A 24,585-nucleotide genomic window follows, 5' to 3' on the forward strand; every position below is an offset into this window, starting at 1 on the left:
CTACGCAGTTATACGCATACCCACGCAACGGCGGGGTGCCGCATGCTTCAACCAGCCGCCGGACGGGACGACTCCGGTCGCGCGGGCCGCCGGCACGGGGGAGCGGCGGCCCGCATACGGCCGCCCTGCCCGGTCATCCGCCCCAGGCGGCGGCACACAGCACACGGTCGACCTCGTCCGTGTAGCGCGCCGCGGTCAGCCAGGCCCGGGCGAAGCGGCCGGTGTCCGCCGGAAGGAGACGTCCGAAGGCGTCGCGCGAACGTTCCGCCGCCGCGGCGAGCAACTCGTCGAGGATATCGCCGGCCGTGCCCAGACCGTGCCGGTGCAGACGGCGGGCATCGGCCGCGGAGTCACCCGGGAAGGCCAGCACGCGCCGCCCGCCCGAGACCGCCTGCCCGATCCGGCGATGCAGCAGGTGCAGGGGCGCCTCGTCGGGCGCGGGCACCGCGTCGATCGGGGCAGAAGCGGGCGCCGACGCAGACGCCGACATCGGCAGGTCCGCTTGCTGGAGTCGGTCCAGCCCCACGTCGACGCGGTTCCCGGTGCTCGTGGGGTGCTCGATCGCGAGGAGGTGGGCGCGGGCGTGCGGGGCCGCGGCGAGTCGTGCGATCACACGCAGCCGACTGCCGCGCGCGGCGGTCAGCAGCCGCAGGTTGCCGCGGTGCGGGAGCGCCGGATGGTCGTGCGCCGCCGCCAACCGCAACGGCACACCGCCGCAGTCGGCCAGCAGACAGTCGCCCGCCGCCTCGCGCACCGCGCCGACCAGCGTCACCTCCAGGAACAGCAGATCGTGGCCGCCGCCCAGGGCCCGCCCGATCTGCTCGGCCACGGGCACCGCCCACAACCGGTCCAGCGGCGCGGCCCGCCAGTCCGCACCCGACGCGCGCACCGCCCGTACCCCCGCGCCCGCCCCCAGCCGGCCGGTCGGCGACACAGTCGCCCCCGACACAGCGAGGCCCGCCCGCGCCAACTCCCGGTGGGTCAGCGCCGTGTCCCCGACGCGTACGGCACGGTCGGCGGCGCCCACCGCCCGGCCCGCGCCGCCCGGCGCCACGTCCGAGACCGAGTACAGCAGGCCCTCGGCGTCGGCGGTCCAGGTGACCGCGCCGGCGTAGCCGCTAGCGGTGAGCACCGGCTCCGAGAACAGGCCGTACAGCCGGAGCGAACCGTCCGGCGTGTACGGCTGCCGGACCGTGCCGCGCAGTCCGGCCAGTTCGGCACCCGTGGCGGACGGGACGCGGTGGGCCACGAACAGGGTCTCCGACACGGCGCCGACGAGTTCGGTGAGCCGGAACGCCGGGTCGGCCGCACGGGCCGCGCGCAACGCGGTGACCACGGAGACCGCCGCCGCGGCAGCCCGGGGCAGACCCGCGAGGCGCGCGGTGTGCGCGGCACGCAGCAACTCCGCCTGCAGCACGGCACCGGAACCGTCCGTACCGGCGTCGAGCACGGCGGCCACGGCGTCGAAAACGGCGTGGGCCGCGTCGAGTTGCGCGGACATCGCGGACTCTTCGGGGGTGGGTGCCCCAGGGGCGTCGGAGACGGGCGTCGGCTGCTCGGCCGGCTCGGCGGCCTCCGCGGCCGGGGCAGGCCCGGCGCCTTCCGCGGTTGTCGTGGGCCTGGCGGGCCTGGCGGGCCCGGCGGTCTCCGAGTCCTCGGCGGATCTCGCGCTCTCCGCGGTTCCCGCGCCCCCTGTGTTCTCGGTGGACTCCGTGCTCTCGGTGGTCCCCGGCATGTCGGCCACCGGTGCTGCCGAAGCCGCTGCCGCGCGATGCAGGCAGTCCGGGGCCAGCAGACAGCCGCAGCGGACGGCCGCCGCATCGGCCACGACGCCCCCAGGGGCGTGCAGTTCGAGCTCGGAGCCCTCGTCGTCGACGGTGACGCGCACGGTGTCGCCGTCCCGGACGACCGGCCGGTCCGCCAGTTTGGCGATGCCCGCGTCCAGCCGCTTGCGCAGCCGGGGCGAGAGGCTCGCGACCAGCTCGGCGGTCACGGCCGGGGCGACAGCGGGCAGTTCCCGTTCCGTGCTCATGCGATCTTCTCCCCTACCCAGCGGGCGAGTTCGAGCGGGCTGAGGGCGGCGACCGGCATCCCGGCGGCGACCAACTGCCCCGCGATGCTGGTGGAGTAGCGGGGGCGCCCCGAGTCGTCGAGGCTCGCACAGCCCAGGACCTGACAGCCCGCCCCGACCAGCGCCCTGACCTCGGCGAGCAGTCCGCCGACCGGATAACCCTCCTCGAAGTCACTGACCACGACCACGAGCGTGCGGGACGGCACCTTCACCAGCTCGCGCGCGTGCCGCAGCCCGGCCGCGATATGGGTGCCGCCGCCGACGCTCACCTCCAGCAGCAGCGACAGCGGGTCGTCGACGTGCCCGGTGAGATCGACGACCTCGGTGGAGAACGCCAGGAAGTGAGTGGACAGGGTCGGCACCCCGGCCAGCACCGAGGCGGTGAGCGCCGCCCAGATCGTCGACGCCTCCATGGACCCGGACACGTCCGTGACCAGGATCAGCCGCCAGTCGGCGGCGCGCCGGGCCCGGGTCCGGAAGACCGGGCGCTCCGGGATCACCCGGACCGTGCCGTCGGCTGTCCGGCGCGCGGTGGCCAGGTTGGCCCGCAGCGTACGCGGCAGGTCCAGGCCGCCGCCCGGGCGGCGGCTGGGCCGTGGCAGCGCGGTGCCGTGCAGTGCGGGGCGCAGCCGGGTCGCCAGCTCCCGGGTCAGCGCGTCCACCAGACGCCGTACCAGCGGGCGCAGCGCGGCCAGCCGGGCCTCGGGCAGCCCGCCCGCGTGCCGCAGCACCGAGCGCAGCAGGTCCACGGAGGGCCGCACGCTCTCCGGATCCAGCTCGGCCAGCACGTCCGGCCGGCCCGTCGCGGCGGCCGCCGCCAGCACCTCCTCCCGGACACCCGGCCCGAACAGCGCCGCCAGTTCCTCCGACCACTCCCGCACCCCGGGATACGACGCCTCGCGCCCACCGCCCCTGCCGCCGAGGTCGCCCCGGCTGCCCTCGCCGCGTCCGCTGCCGTACAGCTCGTCCAGTGCGGTGGCCAAGGGCCGTGCCGACTTGGGGAGTTGATCTGTGCGGCGGCCGAGCAGCAGACGCCACCGGTCGGCGGGGGCCAGCCGGTGGTGGTCCGGCACGGCCACGGCGGCGCCGGCCGCCTCGGGCTCCCTGTGTGCCCGCGGCGGGGGCAGCAGTCCGAGCGTGCTCAGGGTTTCGCGGGCGGTGAGGTCCGCGCGGGTCCAGACGGCCAGCGCGGCCGGGTCGATCGCGCCGGTGTCGGCCACCCGGTCGACGCCGAGACGCCCCTCGACCCCGGTCAGCAGCCGCTCGCGGTCGGCCGGGCTCAGCGTGTCGAAACCGCCGCGCAGCGCCGGCAGCCGGTCGAGGAAGTCCCGGTCGGACAGCCCCGACACCCGGTCGACCAGGGGTTCCAACGCCGGTGCGGCCGCCTCCAGCAGCCGTCCGGCGGCCGTCAGCAGGCCCGTCAGCCGGGCGGTGAGCGCGGACCGGGACTCGGCGTCGACCGCCCCGTCCACCCAGGCGGCGACCCGGCCGCCGAACGCCCCCGGTTCCTCCTGGCCGAGCAGTACGCGAACGGCTCCGGCGGCGCCCCGCATCAACGGGGAGCCGTCGACGGCCAGCCGGGCCAGGGCGTCGGCGAGCCGGATACCGCCCGACAGATCGGCGCGGTGCGCGAGTTCGAGCAGGGCGTGGGCGTCGGCCTGGTCCTCGGAACCGGTCAGGCCGTCCACCTGGCGCACCGCGGCCGAGGTCAGCAGCTCGGCTACGGCGACGGCCCTGGCCGTACGGTCCTCGTCCGCGCCGAGACCCGCGATGTGACCGGTCCTGAGCCGGTCCAGCAGGGCCAGCCCGGCGAGGAGTTCGGGGAGGGTGCCGGCGTTCGGGAGTACCTCGGCGGCGTCACCGAGCCGCTCCGCCACGAGGCCGGGCAGACCGCAGTGCGCCGCCTGCTCCAGGCCGTCGAGCACCTGCGCCGCCGTCGGGCCACCGGCGTCCCGCTCCTTGCGGCTCCGCTCGCGCAGCAGGCCCTCGGCCGCCTGGGCGAGGGTGACCCCACGGACCCCGGCCGCCGTCAGCATCGCGGCGGTGGCCGGGGTCCAGCGCACCTCCCAGCGCGAGGTGAGGGCATCGGCACCGCCCGTGCCGGTCACCGGCCTGGGCTCGGCGTACGGTACGGAGCACAACGTCAGGCGGCGCAGCAGCAGTTCGCGACGCCGGTCGAGATCCGAGCGGAGGGGGTCGAGCCGAAGGTCCCGGGCGGCGCCGGGGCCGCTGTCCGCGGGGCCGGGAAGGCCGACGGCCGCGAGCTCCGCCTCGACGGCGGGGGCGAGACCACTGCGGGGCGCCTTCGGCGCGGGGCGGCCGACGCGGTTGCCGACCAGGACGTTCTCCATCGCCCGCGCCACCGCCCGGCCCCGGCCGTAGGGCTCGCCCTGTGTCAGCACGGTCTGGACGGCCTCGACCAACTCGCCGCGGCCCGCGGCGGGGAGGCTGCGGAGGCGGGCGAGGTCTCCGGCCAGGCGGGTGATCTCGCGGGCGTCGGCGGGGCCCGAGGGGTGGCCGAGACTGCGGAGCTCGGCGCAGATGCGGACGGCCGCGCGGGTCAACGCATCTTCCAGAGCTAGGGGATCTCCCGCTGTCTCCAGGACCATGTGCTGCCATTCGGGGTCGCGGATGCCGGCCGGGTAACCGGAGCGCTCGTCCAGGAGGGCATAGGTGTAGGGGATGAGGGAGGTTGTCCATTTGGATGCGGCTGGGTGGGGGCTGGTCGCGCCCACGCGGCGGTAGCCGCACATCGAATGCAGCCCCGCGCCCCTTAGGGGGCGCACCAGTGCCGGGGTGTGGAAGGCGCCGACCACTGCGGCTGCTCGCGCGCCGTTCGTAGTTGAGTCGGCCAGCCGAGATCGCATCCACTCCTCGCGCAGCAGATCCACCTCCGACACGGTCGACTCCTCCCGCAGCGCCCACCCCGTCAGCAGCGCCGCCCGCCGTAGCGCCTCCGGTGTCGAACCGGGCGCGGCGGCCTCGACCAGCCGGTCCCAGAGGTCGTCGCCCGGTCGGCCGGTGAGCCGGGAACGCAGGGCGTCCGACAGCCGACCCGGCCCCTGTGCAGCGCGCTCCCCTTCCCACCACCCCCGGTCCGCCAGCGGCAGATCGCAAGCCACCACCGGCACCCCGTTCCGCGCGGCCCAACGCACCGCGGTAAGTTCCGGGGAGAAGTCGGCGAACGGATAGAACACCGGGCCGCCGCTGCCGTCGGCCGGTGCGGCGGCGAGGGCGACCGGGGCCCGGGTCTCCTCGTGGGCCAGCCACGGCAGCCACTCCTGCAGTTCCGCGGGCAGTTCGACGAGGAGTACGTCCGGGTTCGCCGTGTCCAGGAGTGCCGGGACGGCGGCGGCCAGTGAGGGCGCGTGGTGCCGTACGCCGATCAGGTACGGCCCCGCCGGGTCGGTGAGAGCGGCGAGGGCCGCCTCGGGGGAGTCGGGCACCGCTCACGCCTCCAGGACCGTGCGCAGGTCCCACAGCATGCGCCAGGTCGCCGAGCCCTGTTCCGCGCGCCGCCGTACCGGACCGTCCCAGTAGCCGCGCAGCCGGGCCGCGTCGGCGGGGTCGTCCTTGCGCACGACCCCGAGCAGATGGCCCGGGAGCAACCCGAGGACGTCGCGGTCCCCGGGGAAGTAGGCCGCCGCCAGGGCCAGCGCGCCCGCCACCGCCACCGCCTCCGCCGTGCTCATCACCGTGGACGGGCGCTCCACCTCCCAGCCCTCCGCCGACCGCCCCTCGCGCAGATCACGGAACGCGGTGACCAGGACCTCGAGGACCGCGTCGTCGACCTGGAAGGGCGCTCCGGCCCGCTCCACCGACGCCCGGGCCTGGCCGCGCACCAGCGCCGTCTCGGCGTCCAGGTCCGGAATCGGGCCCACGGTCTCGAAGTTGAAGCGCCGCTTGAGCGCGGCGGACATCTCCGAGACGCCCTTGTCCCGCAGGTTGGCCGTGGCGATGAGGCTGAAACCGGGTGCCGCATGCGCCAACGCGTCGTCCGTGCCCGCCAGTTCGGGCACGGCGATGCGCCGCTCGGACAGCAACGAGACCAGGGAGTCCTGCACCTCGGGGAGACAGCGGGTGACCTCCTCCACCCGTGCGACGGCACCACGGGACATCGCGGTGAGGACCGGGGAGGGCACGAGCGCCTGGCGGCTCGGACCCTGGGCGAGCAACAGGGCGTAGTTCCAGCCGTACTTGAGCTGGTCCTCCGTCGTGCCCGCCGTGCCCTGCACGACCAGGCCGCTGGTGCCGCACACCGCGGCCGACAGCAGCTCGGACAGCATCGACTTGGCGGTGCCGGGCTCCCCGACCAGCAGCAGTCCCCGCTCACCGGCGAGGGTCACCACGCACCGCTCGACGAGGGCCCGGTCGCCGACGAACTTGCCTTCCACGACGAGCCGGCGCGGCACCCCCTCCGGTGCCTCGGCGTCGTCGGGCAGCCGCAGCGCCTGGCCGCCGCTGCCCATGACGAAGGTGACGACGGCCCGGGGCGTGAGCCGCCAGGCGGGCGGGCGCGGACCTGCGTCGTACGCGGCGAGGAAGGCCAGTTCGGTGGCGTAGAGGTCCTCGGGCGGGACGATCTGGCGGAGGGGCGCGGTGCTGGCGGTCATCGGTGGTCGTCCTTAGCGGCGCTACGAGTGGTGGTGCGCGTGGTGGTGCCGGTGATGGTGGCGGCGGTGGCGGTGGCGGTACGGATCGTGGTCATCGGCGGCGGCCGCCGCGGGTGGCTCGCGTGGTCAGCTGCTCGTACGCGGGGGCGTCCCCGGCGCGTATCCGCTCCCAGGCGCGGGTGAACAGCTCCGGCACCGGGACCAGCGGGAGGGTCCGGTTGCCGTCGGAGACCGGGTAGAGGGCCTCCTTCCAGGTCTCCACCGGCAGGGCCGGAGCCTTGAGGTCACGCCAGCCGCCGGGCAGGAAGAGAGTGCGGCCGGCGCGCGGCCGCTTCGCCTCGACGACCAGGTCGGTCGCCGCCAGTTCGGCACGCGCCTTCTTGATCCGGGCGGGATTCCAGCCGGTCCAGCGCGCGCAGTTGCGGTCGGTCGGGTCGGGCAGCGCCAGCAGCTGGAGGTAGAGCGCCGCCGCGTCCGCGCCGAGTCCGTGCGCCTCGGCGACCTCCGCGACCAGCGCGGGCACGCCGACCGTGGGGTCCTGGGCGTACCCGGCGGGCCCGTCGGCCGCGAGGGCACGGGCGAGGTCGTCGCCGAGCAGTGTCCGCACGGCACCGAGCCGGGGCGCACGTCCCGCGCCGAGCAGGCCCTCCAGGAGCCCGAAGACGGGGTCGTCGGCTCCGCCCAGGGCTCCCGGCCGGAGCAGCACATGCTCCGTGTCCGAGTACCAGGGGCGCAGCACCAGGGCGTCACCGGCCCTCGTCAGCCCGTTCGCGTCGGCGCCGCCGGTCTCCGGCAGGCCGAAGACCTTGCGCAGCTGCAGGCAGGTCGGGCCGCCCTTCTCCGTCCAGTCCAGGTGCAGGTCGATCAGCAGCTCGGGGTCGGCCAGCCGGCGGCGCAGTGCGCCCAGCCCGTCCGTCAGTCCGGCCCGCAGCGGATGGCCGTACGGCAGCACGTAAGCCAGTGCGGCCAGGCTCTCCACGGCCCCGGCCAGCACGTGCGGACCGGGCACCGCCGCCGGGTCGGCGGGCGCGAAGTCGCCGTCCTTGCCGGTCCGGAACACCGTGGTGCGCGCCAGCCAGGGCGTGCGCGCGGGGTTGAGCACGGCCTCGGCGTGACCGACGCCCATGCCGGCGAGATCGGTGCTCAGCTCCTCCGGCAGGCGTACCAGGGTGCCGAGGCGCTCGGCCCACAGGCGGCCGGCGGCCGTCGTGTCGGGTCCGGCCGTCCACAGCCCGGCCGGGTCGTCGGGCAGCAGCGCGCCGAGGAGCGCCCGCTGCTCGTCCTGGCCCAGCGAGTCCAGCAGCTGCGCGCCGAAGGTCCGCTGACGGGGCTTGAGGCCGACGGCGGCGAGCCCCTCGGCGGCGGGGGAGTGCGGGTGGCCGGCCAGCAGCACGGTGGCCTGGAGGGGGCCGAGCGCGCCGTCCGTCGCGGTCACCAGTGCTTCCGGGGCCTCGGGCCGCCAGGGTGCGGCGCCCTTCTCCCGGATCAGCCGGGTCAGTTCGGCCAGCCGGTCCGCTGGGATCCCGATGGTGTACCGGGTCTCCCTGACCAGCGTGAAGTGCCCGACGGCACCGAACGCACCGGACGGGTCGTGGTCCAGCGCCAGCCACTCGACGGCTCCCAGCCGGGCGTCGACGCTCTGGCAGCCGAGCACCACCACGGTCCGGCCGTCCCGGCGCAGCACCTGCCCCACCCGCTGCTGCTTGTCGTGCGGCTCGCTCAGCACGACCGCGCGCAGCGTGGTCCCCAGTCCGGGGAGCGGCCCCTCGGTGAGCGCCTCGAACAGCAGGAGCAGCGGCTCGCGCTGCACATCGGTGAGGGCCGGCGAGGCGGCGCGGTAGGCGAGCGGGCGCAGGGCGCCCAGGACGGGCGTCCATTCCGCGCCGATGCCGGGGACGGTGTGCTCCTCGCTCAGCCAGCCGTCGCCGACGGCGGCGAGCAGCTCGCCCTCCGGCAGCGGCTTGCCGTCGGCGGGCCTGCCGGACAGCACGTGGTTGACCGCGCGGATCTGGCGCAGCGCGGCCCACCCGCCGTGCCACGCGTTCTGCAGGGCCACGACTCCGGCCGCGGCGTCGTACAGCGTCCGGTCCCCGCCGTGGAGCGGGGAGTAGTCGGCGAACATCCCCTCGGTCCGCTGCCGGGGCTGCCGCGGCCGCTCCTGCGCGGGCCTGGCCAGCGACGCGGCCGCCTCGGCGACCCGCAGCGCCGCCAGGACGAGGGCGGCGACACCGGCCAGCAGCCGCCGGTCGGTCAGTTCGGGCAGCGCCCGCGCCAGCGCGGCCGAGGCGACCGCGTCGGTGGTCGGAACCGCGGCCCTGGCCCTGTCGTCCTTCCCGGCCGCGGCCAGCGCCTGCTGCCGTTCGTCCAGCGCCGTCGCCGTCACCCGCATCAGCTCACCGGCCGACGCGTCGGTCAGGGCGCGCAGTACGGCCGACCCGCGCTCGTCGCGGGGGCGCAGCGCGTGCCAGAACGGGACCGGCGGCACCAGCCGGGTACCGGCCGCGTACGCTCCGCCCGACTCGCCGAAGGACACCCGCCCGAGCTCCGTGCCGTCGTCCGCGTGCAGGGCGACGCTCTGGTACATCTGCGCGGCGATCGGCGCGGCCCCGCCCGGCAGCCGCAGCGCGCCCAGCGGCACCCCCGGCACCCGGCCGTTGCGGGCCGCCCGCAAGGCCGCCGTCCGCCCGTCCGGGGTACCGGCGGTCGTCCGCGCCTCCACACCCTCGCCCTCCGCGCGCACCCACCGCCCGAGAACTGTGCCGTCGGTGCCGAACGGGCTGTGCTCCAGACCGGGTTGCAGCGGCAGCACCTCGCAGGAGCCGTGCAGCAGTGAGGCGTCCTCGCGGACGGCCGACGCCAGCAGCGCGGGCAGCGAGGCACGCCCGTGCTCGCCGGTCGCCGGGTCGTACTCCAGCCACAGCGACTGCCGCCCCTGCCTGCCCTGACGCCAGTACGTGGTGCCGTCGCCGATGACCGGGCGGCTCGGCGGCAGGACCGTGTCCCCGGCGTGCAGGGTGCGGCCACCGGTGGCCCGGCCGCCACCGGGCAGCGGGATCGACGCGTTGGCCGCGTCCATGCCGGACCACCAGCCGGGAATCTGCTCGCCACCGAGCGGGACCACCTCGGACGGGCGGTTCGACCAGTAGCCGTGCTGCTTCGAACCGTCCCGCCACATCACCAGCAACTCGCCGTCGACGTACCGGAACCGGGGGCGCTGCCAGCGGTCCAGGTCCGTGGGCAGCCGCAGGTCGTGCGTGAGCAGGATCCCCTCGGGGCCGGCGACGACCGCCTTGTGACCCCGTGCGAGGATCAGCGCGGGCCACGCCTCGGTCACCGACAGCGTGTTGTCCCGGTCCTTGCGCACCTCGGTGTCGAGCAGTTCCAGCGCCTCCTCCAGCGCGGGCCAGCCCAGTTCGTCCAGGATCCCGGCGCGCAGCGTACGGCCGAGGACCGGGACGATGTCGTACCCGGTGAGCCGGCGGACGGCCTGGGGGCTCTCCTGCACCACCGCGCGGAACGGGCGCAGCCGTTCCAGCTTCGCGTCGACGCCGGGCAGTCCGGCGCCGGCGGCGAACTCCGCGGTCGCCTCCTGCAGCCACTCGCGCAGTACGTCGCCGAGCACCGGATGCGCGGCCACCTTGGGAAGCTCCGCCGGCCCCTGCCCCCGCCCGAGCCCTTCGACGGCCTCGGACAGCAGCGTCCGGTAACGGGAATCCGCGGCGACGGCCTTCAGGTCCCGCTCTCCGGGCCGCTGGTCGCGCAGCCAGATGGCCAGCGGCAGGTGCACCTGCGTGTCCGCGTCGGGTACGGCCAGCGCGATGCCCTCCGCCACGCACAGGTCCAGCAGATCGAGGTCCGCCCCCGGCTGCCAGCGCCCGCTGAAGAGATCGACGGGCCGTCCGCCCGCACGCAGCCGGGACGCCATCCGCTCGACCAGCGCCAGTGTCGCGGGGGAGCGGTGCGAGTACGCCGCCCCGTGCTTGCGGTGCAGGGCCCAACGGCTGAGCCAGTCCGCCGCGTCGGCCTCGCCGCCCTCCTCGGTGAGCAGCAGGTCCGCCCCGCACTCGGCCAGCAGCGCCAGCCAGAACTCGTCGTCCTCCACCTCCCGGCCCAGGCCGGCCGGCATGATCTCCAGCAGCCGTGCCCGGATCCCGGGCCGCCGCTCGGCGAGGACCGGCAGCACGCCCCGGAAGGCGTTCCAGAAGGAGGCGGGTGCCCGTACGGCGGCCGGGGACGCGAGCAGATCGGCGAGCAGGGCGCACTCCTCGGTGACCCGGTCGAGCCCCGCCGCCCTGATCAGCCCGCGCGCGTCCTGCGGCAGCGAGGCGTACGGCGGCATGCCGGCCGCACAGCGCTCCACCGTCAGCTGCCGGAACTGCGCCCAGGCGGTGGCCGGTTCGAGCCGCCGCGCGAGGTCCTTCACGTACTCCTTCAGCGCCTTGACGGTGAGCGCCCCGGCGAAGGCGAACTCCAGGAACACCGCCCGCTGCCGCTCCTCGTCCACGGCCAGCGCGTGCACCCGCTCGGCCTCGCGGGCCTTGCCGAAGAAGGCGGCCGCGTAGGTCGTGTTCTCGTGCTGGAGGAAGACCCGCGCGGCCTGCTCGTAGAAGGTCGGCAGGAAGTGCGGGACCGCGCGGCCGAGCCGTTCGCCGAGCGCCTCGAAGCCCTCCTTCGCGTTGCCCGGCTTGGACTTGGCCTGCCGGGCCAGCCGCTCGACGTCCTTGACCAGGGCGAGGGCGTGATGGCCGTTGGCGGGGTCGTGCACCAGTGCCCAGGCCGGGAAGCCCAGGGTCTCCCGGCGCACCTGACCGACCTCGGGCGCCGCCGGCTCCCGGGCCAGACCCAGGAACTCCAGCGCCAGGTCCTCGGCCTCGCCGAGGGTGCCCGGCACCAGGCGGACCACCGTCCGCCCGTCCAGGGCGGGGTGCGTGTACGTGCGTGCGGTCAGGACGTCGGCGTCCTCCCGCGCGGTCGTGCCCGAGGGCAGGATCGCGCCGGCGTCGAGCAGCGCGGCCGTGGTGTCGTCGTACGTGGTCATGCCGCCCGCTCCTCGTCCTCGATGTCCCGCCCGGCGTACAGCGCCGCCGCCATCCGCATCCCCTCCGACCAGGCGACCGGGCCGACCTGACCCAGCCTCAGCGTCCGGCCCGCCGGATCGGTCCACGCCAGCGGGCCGGTCTCGGTCTCGAAGTAGCTGTCGTAGTCGCCGATCCAGACCCGGGCCTCGACCCCGCGGCCCTCCTCAAGGACGGAGCACACCGCGTATCCGCCGCGCACGCGGTACCCCAACTGCGTGGCCCTGCCGTGCAGGAACCGCAGCTCCTTGAACACCCCGCCCGCGTACTCCTCGATCTGGGTGCCCTCCGCGTCCAGAGCGGCCGGGCGGTGCCAGACCTCCCGGAAGAGCTGCTGGGCCTTCTGCTCGACGCCGAGTTCGACGGCGAACTCCCGCAGTTCCTCCAGGTCTTCGAGGAGCACCGGGTGCGGCAGGCGGACCAGTTCGGGGGCGATGCGCACGGTGTCGCCGTCGAGGTCGACCAGGCCGAGCCCGCGCCCGGCGTCGGTGTCCCGCAGGAACCCGGCGACCTCGCCGTCGGCGCCGGTCACCACCAGGTCGCGCAGTGCCGCCTGCCAGGCGGGGTCCGGCCAGACCTGCGTCAGCACGGCGAGCGGCACCGGAAGGGACCGGGTCATCCACCGCTCCACGTCGGCCAGACACTGCCGCTCGTGCCGCTCCAGCCACTCGGTGAGCTGCCGCAGCCCCAGGACGGCCGGATCGTCCGCCAACTTCGCGGGCACGGACCTCAGCCGCCGCCCCGCCGCGTTGCGGCAGACCACCTTCCCGTCGTCCAGGGCCACCTCGTAGTCCCCGGCCGTCACCCACCCCATGAGTGCCTCCCCGCACCGCAGTGATCAAGTGATGGCGACTGTAGGCGAGACCACTGACAACGCCTCCCGCGGTCTGCGTCCGGATGGGGAAACCGCAGCTCGGCGAGGGGGAGGAGGCGGTGGGGACGGGGACGAGGCGGAGCCGCAGGGGACCGGTGAAGAGGTTTGGGGGGCGGGGGGAGTTGGGAGCGGGCGGTGGTGGGGATCGGGGACGGAGCGGCGGTGGAAGTGACGGGCCGGCGGGATCGGGGGTGAGGGAGTCGGCAGCGGGCGGTGGAGGGGATCGGGGACGGAGCGGTGGTGGAAGCGAACCGCCGACGGGACGGGGCTGGGTGGAATCGGCAGCGCACCAGGGCGGGGACCGGTGCCGGAGGGCGGTGGGAGAGGCCGGCGGACGGAGGGCGGGGTGGACGGTGACGGGAGCGGACGGCCGGCTGAAAACGCCGTGCGGGCCGTGCGGTCGGCGTCGAGGTCGGCAGGGCGGTGGCCGTCGTGGCCCGGCGGACCGGCAAAGGGGCCGCGGCCGGGACGGCAAAGGGGCGCGGCAGGTACGGCAACGGCCCCGGGGCGCAGGCGGAGGTGCCTGGACCGGGGCCGTCGGAAAGGCGCGGCGGGCGGGTGCTCAGCCCTGACCCGACTCCTTCTCCCGCTTCTGGTTCTTCAGCCGCACGGTCTCCTTGCGGACCTCGGCCTGCGTGGCGCGCTCCTTCTCCAGCCACTCGGGCAGCTCGCGCTTGAGGTCCTCGATCTGCTCGGTGGTGAGCGGCTCCGTCACCCCACCGCGCGCCAGCCCCGCGATGGACACGCCCAGCTTGGCCGCGACCACCGGACGCGGGTGCGGCCCGTTGGCCTGCAGCTCGCGCAGCCACTCGGGCGGATTCGCCTGGAGCTCGGCCAGCTCGGCGCGCGAGACGGCACCCTCCTGGAAGGCGGCGGGCGTGGCGGGCAGGTACACGCCCAGCTTCTTCGCCGCGGTCGCGGGCTTCATCGTCTGGGCGGTCTGGTGCGAACTCATGAGGTCAAGGGTATCGGCCGGGCGCCGGAGCCCCGACCACGACGGACGCCGGGCGGTCGGGCACGACGGACGCGGGGCGGTCGGGCACGACGGACGCGGGGCGGCCGGCCGCGGCCGGTGCCGAGCGGTCGGCCGGGGCCCGTTAACCTGGGCTGGTGACAGGCTCGGAGGAAACACCGTCGTTCCGGCTCGCGTACGTCCCCGGCGTGACGCCCGCCAAATGGGTTCGGATCTGGAACGAGCGCCGGCCCGACATCCCCCTCACCCTCCACCAGGTCCCCGCCGGCGAGGCGTCCGACCTGCTGCGCGCGGGTGACGCGGACGCCGGTCTGGTGCGGCTCCCGGTGGACCGTACGTTCTTCAGCGCGATCCCCCTCTACACCGAGACCACGGTGGTCGTCGTCCCCAAGGACCACCTGATCACGGCGGCCGAGGAGGTCACCGTGGCCGACCTCGTCGAAGAGGTCCTCTTCCACCCCCTCGACGACGTCTTCGACTGGGACGCCCCGCCCGGCGAGCCCGCCTTCGAGCGCCCCGCGACCACCGAGGACGCCGTGGAACTGGTCGCCGCCGGTGTGGGCCTCCTGGTCGTGCCGCAGTCCCTGGCCCGCCTGTACCACCGTCGGGACCTCACCTACCGGCCCCTCACCGACGGCCCCGAGTCGACCGTCGCCCTGTCCTGGCCCGAGGAGGCCACCACGGACATGGTCGACGACTTCATCGGCATCGTCCGCGGCCGCACGGTCAACAGCACGCGTGGCCGCCAGGCCGCACAGGCTTCGAAGCCGGCGAAGGCGGCAGGGGCCTCGCCGGAGAAGGCCAAGCGGGCGAAGAAGCCGGCCGGCGCGGCCAAGGCGACGCCGGCCGCTCGCGGCGCACGCGCCCGTGCCACCGGCGCGAAGCCGGCCAAGCCCGCCAAGCCCGCGAAGCGTGGCAAGCCCCGCCGCAGCTCGTAGACCACGGCCGGCCCCCCACCCGTTCCCACTTGGCTTTCGCCCGCTCCCGATCTGCTCCCGCGCGCCCCGATCGTCTTCCGCGATCCCGGGCCCGCGCAATGTCACGATGCCTCCGGACATCCCGGACATCCACCGCTGGAGGCGCCCGTGTGCCCAGAAGCAGCCCCGGACGAAGCCGTCGACCCCCGTGCCTCGTCCGCGTTCCTCGTCAACGAATCGCTCGGCTACCTGTTCCCGGCCGCCCTGCGCGCCGCCGCGGTCGTCGGCGTCGCCGACCACCTGGCCCACGGCCCCCGCACCCCGGCGCAACTGGCCGAGGCCACCGGCACCGATCCGCAGAACCTCTACCGGGTGCTCCGGCTGCTCGCCACCCGCGGCGTCTTCGAGGAGGACGCCGGCGGCCGCTTCCGGCTCACCGCCGCCGGTGACGCGCTGCGCACCGACGCACCCTGCTCGGCCCGCTCGGCCGTGCTGATGAACACCGACCGCAGCATGTGGCTGCCCACCGCCGATCTGAGCCGCTGCGTGAGCGAGGGGACCTCCGCCTTCGAGAACCTCTTCGGGCTGCCGTTCTTCGACTACTTCGCACAGGACGAGGACACCGCCGACGTCTTCCACTGCGGAATGGCCGCGATGTCCGACGCCGAGAACGAGCCCATCGTCGCCGCCTGCGACTTCCCGCCCAGCGGGACGGTCGTCGACGTCGGCGGCGGCCACGGCGGCCTCCTGCTGGCGGTACTCGACCGCCACCCCGGTCTGCACGGCGTCCTGTACGACCAGTCGCACGTGCTGGCCGGACACCGGCTGGACACACCCGGGACCGCCGGACGCTGGGCCACCGAGACCGGCGACTTCTTCACCGCCGTACCGGAGGGCGACGTCATCGTGCTCAAGCGGATCCTGCACGACTGGGAGGACGAGCAGTGCGTGACCCTCCTCGACCGCTGCCGTGCCGCGCTGGCGCCGGGCGGGCGGATCCTGGTCGTCGACGCCGTCGTCCCGCCGGGCAACGCACCCCATCAGGCCAAGGCGCTCGACCTGCTGCTGATGGCGTGCCTGGTGGGCCGGGAACGCACCGAGGCGGAGTTCGCCACGCTGTTCGAGTCCGCCGGTCTGAAGTTGTCCAGGATCGTGCCGACGCCGACCGTGCTCTCGGTGGTGGAGGCGGTGGCCGCCTAGGACGCCCGCCGCTCGGTCCTCCGCCGCTCAGTTCTCCGGCGCTCCTCGGTCCTCCGGCGCCCCTCAGACCCGGGGCGCCTCTCGGTCGTCCAGCGCTGGCGCCTCCGGCGCGTTCGCCCGTTCCCCCAAATCGGCCACCGCCAGGCCCAGCGCCACCAGGATGAACCCGACCGAGGTGAGCAGGCCCAGCTGGAGCGCCTCGGTGGCCGGGCCGCGGTGCGCGAGGTGGGCGAAGTACACCGAGCCCACCACCGCGATCCCGGCCGCCGAGCCGACCCGCTGGCCTGTCTGCAGGACGCCGCCGGCCGCACCGGCCCGCTTCACGGGGACGCGGGTGAGGGTGAGCGTCGTGTTCGGGGAGACCGTGATGCCGGAGCCGATGCCTCCGACGACCATCGGCACCATCGCGGCCCACCCGAAGCTCTCCATCGGCACCAGCCACACCACCGCGATGATCCCGAGCAGTCCCAGTGCCACCCCGGAGAGACCGATGACGACCAGCTTGCGCCCGTGGCGCATCACCAGCCGGCCGCCCAGGGCGGCACCGACCGCCGAGGCGATCGCGAAGGGCAGCACCGAGACCCCGGCGGCCAGCGCGCTGTATCCGGCCGCGTTCTGCAGGAACAGGGCAAGGACGAAGAAGACCGTCGTGAAGCCGGCGAAGTAGGTCAGGCTGATCAGTGCGCCGAGCGTGAAGGACCGTTGCGAGAACAGGCTCAGATCGACCAGGGGCGCCCGCCCGAGCCGGCCCTGCCGCCGCTCCCACACCCAGAACAGGCCCAGCAGCACCGCGCCCACCGGCAGCAGCGCCCACTTGTCCGGTCCGGTCCACTGCTGCTCCTGCACCAGCGGCAGCATCAGCGCGAGCACACCGGAGCCGAGGAGCAGCACCCCGAGCGGGTCGAACCGCTCCCGCCGGTCCGTCGACGCGGGGTACCGGGGCAGCAGCCGCAGACCCGCGGCGAACGCGGCGATGCCGATGGGCAGGTTGACGAAGAACACCCAGCGCCAGCCGTCGCCGGTGCCCACGGCGTCGATGATCAGACCGCCGGCCAGCGGGCCGACCGCCGTAGAGACCCCGATGACGCTGCCGAGCAGCCCGAAGGCCTTGGCGCGTTCGGTGCCCTGGAACATCTGCTGGATCAGCCCCGAGGTCTGCGGCGCGACCATGCCCGCCGCCGCGCCCTGGATCAGCCGGAACACCACCAGCCGGTCGGCGCTCGCGGCGAGCCCGCAGGCCGTCGAGGCCACCGTGAACAGGGCGAGCCCGACCAGGAAGGCCTGGCGTCGCCCGCGCATGTCGCCGAGCCGGCCCGCCGGGACGAGCGCCAGTCCGAAGGTCAGGGCGTACCCGGAGACCACCCAGGACTGGGCGGCCTCCGTGGCTCCCAGCCCGCGCTCCATCGAAGGCAGCGCCACATTGACGATCGAGGTGTCGAGCAGCGAGATGAAACCGGCCGCGAGACAGACCCCCAGCGCCTTCCACCGGCGGTCGTCGGTAACCGGCCGCTGCGGCTTTGCCCAGGTCGTGGTCATACGGCCACGCTATGCAGCCATTCCGGTCATCGCACGACCGGCGGAGCGAACGGCTGATCGAACTGCTCCTTCCGGGCGATGGCCCGCGTCTCCGCGCCGGCACACGTACGACACCTCCCGCGTCAGGACGCGTACGACGCCTCCCGGGCCGTGCCGGCACCCGGTCTCGCCGTCCGCCTCCGCCGTCGGCCGCCGCAACTCCCCGCGGTGGCAGCGCTGGCGGTCGCTCATGCCGGACGCGAGGTCCAGTGTGTCTGAAATGCCGGACAGCGGTCAGGTCGAAGCGAGCCAGTCGTAGGCAGCGTGGGCCGTGAACTCCGGCTGGCCGCCGCGTAGGAGAAGAGCGGCCGTGGTGAACTGATCGGCCTGCGCGGCGACGTACGGGATCGCTATGCAGCGCATCCCGGCGGCGTGCGCCGCGGTCGCGCCCGGTGCCGCGTCCTCCAGGACCACGCAGTCGGCCGGGTCGGCCCCCAGGCGGCGGGCCGCCTCCAGGAAGACGTCAGGCGCCGGCTTGCCGTGCGGTACCTCGTCGGCCGAGACGACCGTTCGCAGATACGCGCCCAGGCCGGTGCCGGCCAGGACCGCCTCGATCGCCTCGGGGGAGGAACCGGAGGCCACCGCCGTCGGGACTCCTTCGGCCGCCAGCAGCTCCACGAACTTCCGCATCTCCGGATACACGCGCGTGCGGCTCCGGGCCAGCTCCAGATAGCGCCGGTTCGTCTCCGCGAGCAACTCGTCCACCGGGGGCCGCAGTCCGTGGCGGTCGCGCAGCAGGGCCGCCGTCTCCAGCGTGCTGATGCCGACGAACCTCTCGTGCTCCGCCCAGGTGAAGTCCGTGACGCCGTGCCCGGCGAGCATCTGCCGCGTCGCCTCGTAGTAGTTCGGCTCGCTGTCCACGAGTGTTCCGTCGAGGTCGAAGATGACCGAGAGGTTGCCGAGTTCGCTCATGGGACCAGGATGCCGTTACGCGCGGGCGGCCCGGCCGATGGACTCCACCAGCGGCAGCAGCCGGTACGGAACGCGTTCGCGCAGCGCCACCTCGGTGCGGGTGCGCACCACGCCCGGCAGGCTGATCAGCTTCTGGATCACGTCCTCCAGATGCGCGTTGTCCCGCGCCACCACCCGGGTCAGCAGATCCCCGCCGCCCGTGATCGAGAACGCCTCCACGATCTCCGGTACGGCGGCCAGCGCGTCCCCGACGTCGTCCAGATACCCCTGGGTGACCTCGATGTGCACGAAGGCCAGCACCGGGTGGCCCAGCGCGGCGGGGGAGAGGGAGGGGCCGGTACCCGTGATCACGCCGTCCCGGTCCAGCCGGTCCAGCCGGGCCTGCAGCGTGCCCCGGGCCACCCCGAGGATCCGGGCGTACTCGCGCACACTGGTGCGCGGCTGCTCCAGCAGCAGCCGCAGGATGCGGGTGTCCAGCTCGTCCACGCTCATGACATACGACAGTACCAATGGCTCACCGGCTCCCCCCGCCGACCTGCGCCATTGGTATTTTCACAACTGAACGATGCCTGCCCCGACCGGGCCAATGGCCCAGCGGAATCGACGTCACTTGAGCCAGTCGCCCCGCCGATGCTCTCATGGGTGTGTCGATGGCGCTGCGGATCCCCGCGGCGCCATTTCCGTGCCGTCCGCGGGAGGGGAAGCAGTGCTGAAGAGGGTGTTCGTGGCGCCGGACCCGGGGCGGGTGCGGCTGCGCTTCGCCGCGCGGGCCGTGCTGGGCATCGGCCTCGCGGTCGTGGTCTGCGGACTGGCCGGGCACTCCCTCACGGGCGCCGTCACCGGTGGGCTCGCCGCGCTGCTCGCCCTGTTCACCGTCGCGGACGCCACGGTGCGCGGACAGGCCGTCACCACCGCGCTGCTGCCCGCCGTGGGCCTGCCGGTGCTCGCGGCCGCCGCCGAACTGCACGACGTCCCGGTCGCCCGCGACCTGGTCTTCCTCGCCGTGGTCGGCGCGGGCGTCTACGCGCGCCGCTGGGGTCCGCGCGGCCACAGCCTGGGCGTGTTCGCCTTCATGACCTTCTTCGTCGCCCAGTTCCTGCACGCCGCCCCCGGTCAGCTGCCCGGGCTGTACGCCGCCGTCCTGCTCTCCGTGCTCAGCGCCGCAGCCGTGCGTTTCGGCCTCTGGTGCTACGAGCGCCGCCTGCCCCCGCCACCGGTTCCCGCCCCGCCCGCCGGCACCGGCCTGGCCCGGGTGACCACCCGGCAGGCCGTCCAGGCGACCGCGGGCGCGGGCTTCGCGCTGGTCGCGGGCCAGCTGGTGTCCGGTCAGCGGTGGTACTGGGCGGTCGGCGCCACCTGGTGGATCTTCGTCAACACCGCCTCGCGCGGCGAGACCCTGGTACGGGGCTTCCGCCGGGTCCTCGGCACCCTCATCGGCATCGCGCTGGGCCTGCTCGTCGCCGCCCCCGTGCACGGCGCCCCCGCGCCCACCGCCGTCCTGGTCGCGGTCGCCGTCTTCGGCATCTTCTACACGGCCGCCGTCTCCTACACCTGGATGATGCTCTGGGTGACCTTCCTCGCCGAGCTGCTCTACGGCCTCCTCGGTGTCCTCACCCCCGGCCTGCTGGCGCTGCGGCTGGCCGAGACCGCGGTGGGCGCCCTCGGTGCCGTACTCGCCGTGCTGTTCGTGCTGCCGGTCACCACCCACCTCACCACCGACGCCTGGATCGGGCGCGCCCTGCGCTGCGTGCACGCCTGCACGGCCGAGGCCGCCGCCCGGCTGGCCGGTTCCGCCACCGCCGACCCGGCACCCCGGGTGGCCGAACTGGAACAGCTCCTCGGCCGGGTACGGCTCTCGGTCGCCCCTCTCGTGCACCCGCTCACCCCGATGCACGGCCGCAAGCGCCGCGCCCGCCGCGTCCTCGCCCTGCTGGACGACTGCGCCCGGGAGGTCCGCGGCCTGGTCGCGGTCACCGCCGACCCGGAGGCCTCGCACGACGCCCGGCTGGCCGCCGCCTGCTGGCGCGTCGAGGCGGCCGTCGAGGCCCTCACCAGGGGCTCGGAGCACATCGCCGCCCCCGCCGAGCCGCCCGCCGAACCCGCCCTCGCCCACCTGCACGGGCTGGAGCGCGCCCTGTCCGAACTCGCCGAGCCGCTGCGCACCCCCTCGGGCTCGCCCCTGGTCGGCGCCTGAGACGCGCCGCCCCGCACGCCTTGGTCTAGACCGCAAGCTGCTACCGTCGGCCCCGGACCGGCTCGTACGGCTCGTACTCCCTCGTACTGACTCGTACCGGCTGGTGGCGGCTTGTGGCGAGAGGGGACAGCGGTGGCAGACGGCGGCAGGCGGCGGAGGGCGTTCATCGGGTCGTTCACGGCCGCGGGCGGCCCCGGGGTCGTCACGGCGGCGGTCCGTCCGGACAGCGGCGCCCTGGCCCTCCTGGAGAGCGTCGACGGCGTCCCCGACCCCTCGTATCTCGCCCTCGCACCCGGCGGGCGCACCCTGTACGCGGTCAGTGAGACCGCTGACGGCGCGGTGGCCGCGTACCACGTCCACGACGACAAGCCGCGGCTCGCCGGGCCACCGGTCCCGGTCGACGCCAGCGGCCCCACCCACCTCAGCGTCTTCGACGGTCATGTCCTGACCGCCAACTACGGCTCCGGCAGCGTCACCGCCGTCCCTGTCCGTCCCGACGGCACCCTCGCCCCCGCCGCCTCCGGGCAGCTCCGGCACACCGGCTCGGGCCCGCACGAGCGGCGCCAGCGCGGCCCGCACGCCCACCAGGTGCAGCCCGACCCCAGCGGCCGCTGGGCCGTCAGCGTCGACCTGGGCACCGACTCGGTCCGCGTCTGCACCCTGGACGAGGGCGCCCCCGCCCTCCACCGGGAGTTCGCCCTGCGCGCCGGCTCCGGCCCGCGCCACCTGGCCTTCCACCCCGGCGGCCGGTACGCCTACGTCGTCAACGAACTCACCCCGACCGTGACCGTCTGCCGCTGGGACGCCGGCACCGGCACCCTCAAGCCGTTGACCGAGACCCCGGTCCTGCCCGGCGCCCCGGCCGGCGACGCCTACCCGTCCGGCATCGCCGTCTCACCCGACGGCCGCTTCGTCTGGACGGCGACCCGGGGCGAGGACGTCCTGACCACGTTCACGGTCGACGGGGACCAGCTGCACCTGACGGCGACGGTCCCGTGCGGGGGCCACTGGCCCCGGGCGATCACCGAGTCGGGAGGCTTCCTCTACGCCGCCAACGAGCGCTCGGGCAACATCACCTGGTTCACGATCGACCACCAGACGGGCCTGCCCCGCTACGACGGCACGGTGGAGATCCCGGCCCCGTCCTGCATCGTCTTCGACTGACGTCCCCTCCAGCGCCCCGTAAGGGGCGCGGGGCTGAATTCATTTGCGGCTCCGCCGCGTGGGCGCGCCCAGCCCCCACCGGCCCGCAGCCGGACACGGACTCCAGCCCCCCGACACAAAAGGACCCGCTCCCCTCCAGGAACGGGCCCTTGACTCACGTCGGCCGACGCGCGAAGCGCATCACCGCACAGGCGCACCCTGCGGCTGCTGCGGAGCGATCCCCAGCGCCGTCGTGTACTTGGCCAGCGCCAGCTTGCCGATCGCCGGGTACGGCCCCAGCGGGTCGGCGGTGGCGCAGCCGGCCTCCTCCGCCGCCGCGGCCACCAGCGCTGCGTCGATCTCCGGCCCTATCAGGTACGGCGCCAGCGCCAGCTGCTGCGACCCCGAACCCCGCAGCTGCTCCGCGACGGAGGCGATCGAACCCTCCTGGTCCAGCGCGGCGGCCATCACCGGCACGGCCAGGCGCGCGGCGAGCAGCATGCCGGTGATCCCGGCGGCCTGCACGGCCTCGTCGCCGCCCACGGACGCGAGGATGATGCCGTCCGCGGCCGTCGCCACGGTGAACAGCCGGGCCCGGTCGGCACGGGCCAGACCCGCCTCGGAGAGGCGCACGTGCAGTGCCTCGGCGAGCAGCGGGTGCGGGCCGAGGACGTCGGTCAGGTCGGCGGCGACCCGGCTCTCCATGACCGCCTGGCGGACCTGGCGCAGCAGCGCGCTGTCCGGACCGGCCAGCAGCGGTACGACGACTGCGACGGGCCCGTCGGGGGCCTTGATGCCCTCGACGCCGGCGGCCACGGCCTGCTCGTAGCGGGCGGTGCGCTCCTCGGCGGCACGGGCGAGCACGGACTGGAGGGTGGGGAACTCCACGTCGTCCCCGTCCAGGTACCCGATGCGGGCGTCCAGGCCGGGCAGCTCGGAGCGGGCGATGCTCACGACCTCCTCGGCGAGGCTGCGCGTGGCCGCGCTGGGCGTCCCCGGTACCGCGAGGACGAGAGCGGGCGCGTCCTCGGGAGCCACCAGCGGTTCGGGGCGGCGGTGCCGTCCGGGCTGGCGGGGGCGCGGCATTCGTACTGGTAGGCCGGCGGGCCCAGTGGGGGAGCTCATGGCGCCGCATGTTACTGGCTATCTGGGCTCCCTTGTTCGGGGAGGGTGCAGGTGAGCGGTATCCGTCCGGTTTTGTCTGATGAGTTACGCATGATTCGGAGGTGATCCCTTCACCTGTCGGACACTTCGTGTCCCGGTGCGATCAATCCCTTTTTGTGTGCACCACGGAGAACAGCTGATCATCACCCGGCAGAGTGAGCCGTCCGGTGACCAGATCACTCGCGACGCGTACCGCTCCGTGCAGCGGATCGCCCTCCGCCGGCACCTGCCGCGCCCGCGGAAGCGACCGGGCCAACTCCTCGGCCAGCGGTACGAGAAGCGGCTCGCCCAGCTTGAACAGGCCGCCGGTGAGGGAGACCCGGGGCTCACCGGCCGTGGGGCAGACGGCGGCGGCCGACTCGGCCATGTGCCGGGCGGCGGCACGCAGGATCGCGACCGCGACCGGATCGCCCGCACCGGCGCAGGCCGCGACGTGCGGGGCGAAGGAGGCCAGTACGGCGGTCCGGTCGGCGCGCGGATAGAGCTGCCCGGGCAGCCCCGGCAGCGCCCCGAACCGTTCCTCGGCGCGGGCCCGCAGCGCGGCCGAGCCGCCGTCCCGCCCGTCGAAGGCGCGCAGCGCCGCCTCCAGGCCGGCCCGGCCGATCCAGGCGCCGCTGCCGCAGTCGCCCAGCAGATGCCCCCAGCCGTCCGCCCGCCGCCACTCGGTGAGATCGGTGCCGATCGCGATCAGCCCGGTCCCGGCGGCGACCACCGCGCCCGGGCGCGGTCCCAGGGCGCCGACGTACGCGGTCACGGCGTCGGCGGCCAGCGCGACCGTGCGCACACCGAGCTCGCGGGCCAGCGCGCCCGGCAGCTCGGCCCGCAGTGCGTCGCCGAGACTGGCCAGCCCGGCGGCACCGACGACGGCCGTCGTCACCCGCTCCAGCCCGTACGAGTCGGCCAACGCCCGTGCCATGGGCAGGAGTTGCTCCAGCAGATGCCCGGGGTCGATGCCCCGCGTCCCGGTCCGCACCGGCTCCGGGGACGCCCGCGGCGCCGACGGCTCGCGTCCCGGCACGCCGACGACGGCCCGTAACCCGGAGCCGCCGGAGTCGACGGCGAGGAATCCCGCGCCGGACCCGGCGGAGAATTCCGTGCCCCGGGATTCGCCGCCCGCGTCGGTCACGGCAGGCGCCAGTCCACCGGCTGTCCCCCCTGCTGGATCAGCAGGTCGTTGGCGCGGCTGAACGGGCGGGAGCCGAAGAAGCCGCGGTCCGCCGACATGGGCGAGGGGTGCGCGGACTCCACCGCCGGCAACTGGCCGAGCAGCGGGCGCAGATTGCGGGCGTCGCGGCCCCACAGGATGGACACCAGCGGCTTGCCGCGGCCGGCCAGTGCCCGTATCGCCTGCTCGGTGACCTCCTCCCAGCCCTTGCCCCGGTGCGCGGCCGGGCTGCGCGGGGCCGTGGTGAGCGCCCTGTTGAGCAGCAGGACGCCCTGCTGGGTCCAGGGGGTGAGGTCGCCGTTGGACGGCTGGGGCAGGCCCAGGTCGATGGTGAGCTCCCGGTAGATGTTGATCAGACTGCCCGGCAGCGGGCGCACCTCGGGCGCGACCGAGAACGACAGCCCCACCGCGTGCCCCGGGGTCGGATACGGGTCCTGGCCGACGATCAGGACACGGACGTCGTCGAAGGGCTGCTGGAAGGCCCGCAGAACGTTCGGGCCCGCCGGGAGGTAGGTGCGTCCCGCGGCGATCTCCGCGCGCAGGAAGTCGCCCATCTCGGCGATCCTCCCGGCGACTGGTTCCAGGGCCTTCGCCCAGCCCGGTTCGACGATTTCATGCAAGGGTCGTGGTGCCACGGCGTCACCCTACTGCCGTACACGGGTCGGTGATCAAGCCGAGGTCACGGCACGACCGGGGATGACCGGACCGT

General features: G+C 74.9%; 16 protein-coding genes. 4 read left to right on the plus strand and 12 right to left on the minus strand.

The genetic code is table 11. From position 1 onward, the window contains the following. Positions 1–133: 133 nt before the first annotated feature. The 6 genes from SSP29_RS43430 to SSP29_RS43455 form a co-directional block, all read right to left on the minus strand. Complete coding sequence (locus tag SSP29_RS43430; RefSeq protein WP_089106471.1) at positions 134–2,032, minus strand: hypothetical protein; 1,899 nt, start codon at positions 2,030–2,032, stop codon at positions 134–136. Continuing rightward, positions 2,029–5,517, minus strand: a complete 3,489-nt coding sequence (locus tag SSP29_RS43435; protein WP_089106472.1) for a vWA domain-containing protein — start codon at positions 5,515–5,517, stop codon at positions 2,029–2,031. The genes SSP29_RS43430 and SSP29_RS43435 overlap by 4 nt, the downstream gene beginning before the upstream one ends. Before the next feature lie 3 nt (positions 5,518–5,520). Beyond that, positions 5,521–6,684 (minus strand): ATP-binding protein, encoded by a 1,164-nt coding sequence (locus tag SSP29_RS43440; RefSeq protein WP_089106473.1) that lies wholly within the window; start codon positions 6,682–6,684, stop codon positions 5,521–5,523. 91 nt (positions 6,685–6,775) lie between these two features. Beyond that, the gene (locus tag SSP29_RS43445) at positions 6,776–11,722 is read right to left on the minus strand and encodes a hypothetical protein (protein ID WP_089106474.1); all 4,947 of its coding nucleotides are present in this window, start codon (positions 11,720–11,722) and stop codon (positions 6,776–6,778) included. After that, entirely contained in the window at positions 11,719–12,573 is an 855-nt protein-coding gene (locus tag SSP29_RS43450) for a DUF4132 domain-containing protein (RefSeq protein WP_089106475.1), read from the minus strand. Before SSP29_RS43450 ends, SSP29_RS43445 begins: the two co-directional genes overlap by 4 nt. Positions 12,574–13,195: 622 nt before the next feature. Further along, positions 13,196–13,588, minus strand: coding sequence for a DUF5997 family protein (locus SSP29_RS43455; RefSeq protein WP_089106476.1), 393 nt, complete (start codon positions 13,586–13,588; stop codon positions 13,196–13,198). Positions 13,589–13,743: 155 nt separating this feature from the next. Between SSP29_RS43455 and SSP29_RS43460 the strand changes: the two genes are divergently transcribed. Together SSP29_RS43460 and SSP29_RS43465 are read left to right on the plus strand one after the other, a co-directional pair. Next, positions 13,744–14,544 (plus strand): LysR family substrate-binding domain-containing protein, encoded by an 801-nt coding sequence (locus SSP29_RS43460; protein ID WP_089106477.1) that lies wholly within the window; start codon positions 13,744–13,746, stop codon positions 14,542–14,544. A gap of 147 nt (positions 14,545–14,691) precedes the next feature. Further along, a complete protein-coding gene (locus SSP29_RS43465; RefSeq protein ID WP_089106478.1) occupies positions 14,692–15,723 on the plus strand; it encodes a methyltransferase in 1,032 nt (343 codons plus the stop codon). Between the two features lie 63 nt (positions 15,724–15,786). Here SSP29_RS43465 and SSP29_RS43470 read toward each other — a convergent pair whose 3' ends face one another. From SSP29_RS43470 to SSP29_RS43480, 3 genes are all read right to left on the minus strand, one after another. Beyond that, positions 15,787–17,259, minus strand: a complete 1,473-nt coding sequence (locus SSP29_RS43470) for an MFS transporter (protein ID WP_089106479.1) — start codon at positions 17,257–17,259, stop codon at positions 15,787–15,789. Between the two features lie 273 nt (positions 17,260–17,532). Continuing rightward, a complete protein-coding gene (locus SSP29_RS43475; protein ID WP_089106480.1) occupies positions 17,533–18,210 on the minus strand; it encodes an HAD family hydrolase in 678 nt (225 codons plus the stop codon). Positions 18,211–18,225: 15 nt separating this feature from the next. Then, positions 18,226–18,702 carry an Lrp/AsnC family transcriptional regulator gene (locus SSP29_RS43480; protein WP_089106481.1) on the minus strand — a complete coding sequence of 159 codons (477 nt, stop codon included), beginning with the start codon at positions 18,700–18,702 and terminating at the stop codon, positions 18,226–18,228. A 214-nt stretch (positions 18,703–18,916) separates the two neighbouring features. Here SSP29_RS43480 and SSP29_RS43485 point away from each other — a divergent pair, with 214 nt between their 5' ends. After that, positions 18,917–20,404 carry an FUSC family protein gene (locus SSP29_RS43485; RefSeq protein WP_089106482.1) on the plus strand — a complete coding sequence of 496 codons (1,488 nt, stop codon included), beginning with the start codon at positions 18,917–18,919 and terminating at the stop codon, positions 20,402–20,404. A gap of 132 nt (positions 20,405–20,536) precedes the next feature. After that, entirely contained in the window at positions 20,537–21,568 is a 1,032-nt protein-coding gene (locus SSP29_RS43490; RefSeq protein WP_089106483.1) for a lactonase family protein, read from the plus strand. A gap of 180 nt (positions 21,569–21,748) precedes the next feature. Here SSP29_RS43490 and SSP29_RS43495 read toward each other — a convergent pair whose 3' ends face one another. The 3 genes from SSP29_RS43495 to SSP29_RS43505 all read right to left on the minus strand — a co-directional run bounded on the left by SSP29_RS43495 (position 21,749) and on the right by SSP29_RS43505 (position 24,511). Continuing rightward, entirely contained in the window at positions 21,749–22,672 is a 924-nt protein-coding gene (locus SSP29_RS43495) for a sirohydrochlorin chelatase (protein ID WP_089106484.1), read from the minus strand. 142 nt (positions 22,673–22,814) lie between these two features. Continuing rightward, complete coding sequence (locus SSP29_RS43500) at positions 22,815–23,837, minus strand: N-acetylglucosamine kinase (protein WP_089106485.1); 1,023 nt, start codon at positions 23,835–23,837, stop codon at positions 22,815–22,817. Next, a complete protein-coding gene (locus SSP29_RS43505; RefSeq protein ID WP_089106486.1) occupies positions 23,834–24,511 on the minus strand; it encodes a uracil-DNA glycosylase in 678 nt (225 codons plus the stop codon). The genes SSP29_RS43500 and SSP29_RS43505 overlap by 4 nt, the downstream gene beginning before the upstream one ends. Positions 24,512–24,585: the final 74 nt, after the last annotated feature.

The sequence above is a fragment of the Streptomyces hyaluromycini genome, assembly GCF_002217755.1.
In the GTDB taxonomy this organism is placed as follows: domain Bacteria; phylum Actinomycetota; class Actinomycetes; order Streptomycetales; family Streptomycetaceae; genus Streptomyces; species Streptomyces hyaluromycini.

Bases quoted from the DNA above. Each gene is read 5' to 3' on its own strand.
- SSP29_RS43495 (WP_089106484.1), bottom strand. From the start codon at position 22,672: ATGAGCTCCCCCACTGGGCCCGCCGGCCTACCAGTACGAATGCCGCGC.
- SSP29_RS43455 (WP_089106476.1), bottom strand. From the start codon at position 13,588: ATGAGTTCGCACCAGACCGCCCAGACGATGAAGCCCGCGACCGCGGCG.
- SSP29_RS43470 (WP_089106479.1), bottom strand. From the start codon at position 17,259: ATGACCACGACCTGGGCAAAGCCGCAGCGGCCGGTTACCGACGACCGC.
- SSP29_RS43480 (WP_089106481.1), bottom strand. From the start codon at position 18,702: ATGAGCGTGGACGAGCTGGACACCCGCATCCTGCGGCTGCTGCTGGAG.
- SSP29_RS43430 (WP_089106471.1), bottom strand. From the start codon at position 2,032: ATGAGCACGGAACGGGAACTGCCCGCTGTCGCCCCGGCCGTGACCGCC.
- SSP29_RS43450 (WP_089106475.1), bottom strand. From the start codon at position 12,573: ATGGGGTGGGTGACGGCCGGGGACTACGAGGTGGCCCTGGACGACGGG.
- SSP29_RS43440 (WP_089106473.1), bottom strand. From the start codon at position 6,684: ATGACCGCCAGCACCGCGCCCCTCCGCCAGATCGTCCCGCCCGAGGAC.
- SSP29_RS43445 (WP_089106474.1), bottom strand. From the start codon at position 11,722: ATGACCACGTACGACGACACCACGGCCGCGCTGCTCGACGCCGGCGCG.
- SSP29_RS43475 (WP_089106480.1), bottom strand. From the start codon at position 18,210: ATGAGCGAACTCGGCAACCTCTCGGTCATCTTCGACCTCGACGGAACA.